This window comes from Micromonospora qiuiae (assembly GCF_016863555.1).
Classification (GTDB): domain Bacteria; phylum Actinomycetota; class Actinomycetes; order Mycobacteriales; family Micromonosporaceae; genus Micromonospora; species Micromonospora qiuiae.
Window position 1 is genome coordinate 1 of the sequence record NZ_BOPC01000171.1, and the last position, 1689, is coordinate 1689.

Sequence of the window (1689 nt, forward strand, 5' to 3'; positions counted from 1 at the left end):
CGGTGCGTTGGGTGAGTGGGGTCCTCGATGTGGGAAGCTGGGCCGCCGAAATCGACGATCGTGACCTTTCCTCCCGGCCGGAGAGCGCGCAGCGTGTCGCGCGCGAACGCGATCCGGCCGTCGTCATCGACGTGATGCAGGGCCAACGACGAGACCACATGATCGAGCGAGGCGTTTTCAGCGGGGATCCGGTCGGCGTATCCCTGGACGAGGGTAAGCGCGACGCCGCGGCGTCGCGCTTTGCGAGCTGCCCTGCGCAGGGCGTCTGCGTCGGGGTCGAGGCCGGTCACCCGCGCGCTCGGCTGGGCCGCGAGCACGGCGAACGAAAGGTTGCCCGTGCCGCAGCCGACATCGACCACCGTCTGGTCGGGCTCGATTCCGGCGAGCTCGACCGCGCGTTCGTGCAGTGCGTGGACGCCGGCCACCCGGGTGAAGGTGTCGTAGAACGGGAGAAGCCAGGTCTTTCCCGCGCCCGGAAGGAACGGGCGGTCCCGATCCTCGGGAGTTCGCTGGTCGAGGATGCGTACGCGGTTTGAAGCGGTCATGGGTGCCTCCTGGGTACGCGGTCTGCCTCGGCGGTCCGTGACAGACCCGGTGTCGTCACCGTCAAGTCTTGGATATTCAGCGGTTACCGAGCAGGACTTAACGTGGAAGCCATGGGACATTCTTCGGTCAGTGACTCGCCGGGAGGCCGGTCGTGGCTGCACACGGTGCGACCCGACGGGACGCCGCTCTACCGCTACCGGCAGCGCCCCGGCCTGCCTCCTGTCTCGGTGATCCGCTTCGACACCGAAGCCGCCCACTCCAGCCTCCCGCCGGACCACCGGCACGCCCACGACTTCTTCGTCCTGGTCTATGTCGAGCAGGGCAGGGGCTCGTTCACCGTCGACGGTGCCGAACGATCGCTGCGCGCTGGCGAGGTCCACGCTGTATCGCCCGGGCAGATCATCGGCGTCGCGGGGGTGGCCGAGCTGGCCCGCGGCCGCGCGTGGTCGGTAGCGTTCACACCGGACGCCGTTCCCGCCCTGAGATCAGTGTCCCCACTGGTCTGGATGCACCATCCCCTCCTCGCCCTGTTCGCCACCAGCGCGGGGCACGGCCGGATCGCAGAGCCCGACCAGGCGAACTGGTCGGCGTGGCTGGCGGACCTGGCCGAGGAAGTAGCCGACCCAGGCCGTCTCGGCGCCCCCGAGGCCGTCGCCGCGCTGCTCACCCGGCTTCTGGTCGCGGCCGCGCGACTGGCAGCCAACGCTCCGGCCACGCCGGACCCACTCGTCGAGCGGGTCTTCGCCGAGATCGAGGCAACCTTCCGCGAACCGGTCTCCGCTGCCGATGTCGCCCGCACGCTCGGCTACACCCCGGGGCACCTCACGACCGTGCTCCGCCGGCGCACCGGCCGCCCCCTGCTTGAATGGATCACCGAACGGCGCATGACCGAGGTCCGGCGCATGTTGCGCGAGACCGACCTGTCGCTCGACGCCGTGGCCGCCCGAACCGGCCTGCGCGACGCCACCTATCTCGTCCGCCGCTTCCGCGACCGCTACGGCACCACCCCGCAGCGATGGCGCCGCACCCAGCGAGCATGGCCATGACAGTGGCTTCCCGCACATGGCGCAGTCCGGGTGCGGGCCATGCCGGTAAGCCAAGAGCAGATCATGGGATGCGGGTTAGGTTTGCCGCCCGGGCATC

At 70.1% G+C, this 1689-nt stretch carries 2 protein-coding genes; one reads left to right on the plus strand and one right to left on the minus strand.

What is annotated here, in order from left to right:
- Positions 1-425 (minus strand): class I SAM-dependent methyltransferase (locus Vqi01_RS30210; protein ID WP_204038537.1); only part of this gene is annotated, 425 nt, incomplete at its 3' end.
- 231 nt (positions 426-656) lie between these two features.
- Here Vqi01_RS30210 and Vqi01_RS30215 point away from each other — a divergent pair.
- On the plus strand, positions 657-1592 hold the full coding sequence (locus Vqi01_RS30215; RefSeq protein ID WP_204038538.1) for an AraC family transcriptional regulator: 936 nt from the start codon (positions 657-659) through the stop codon (positions 1590-1592).
- Positions 1593-1689: the final 97 nt, after the last annotated feature.

Coding starts and splice junctions, on each gene's coding strand:
- Vqi01_RS30215 (WP_204038538.1), top strand. CDS start 657: ATGGGACATTCTTCGGTCAGTGACTCGCCGGGAGGCCGGTCGTGGCTG.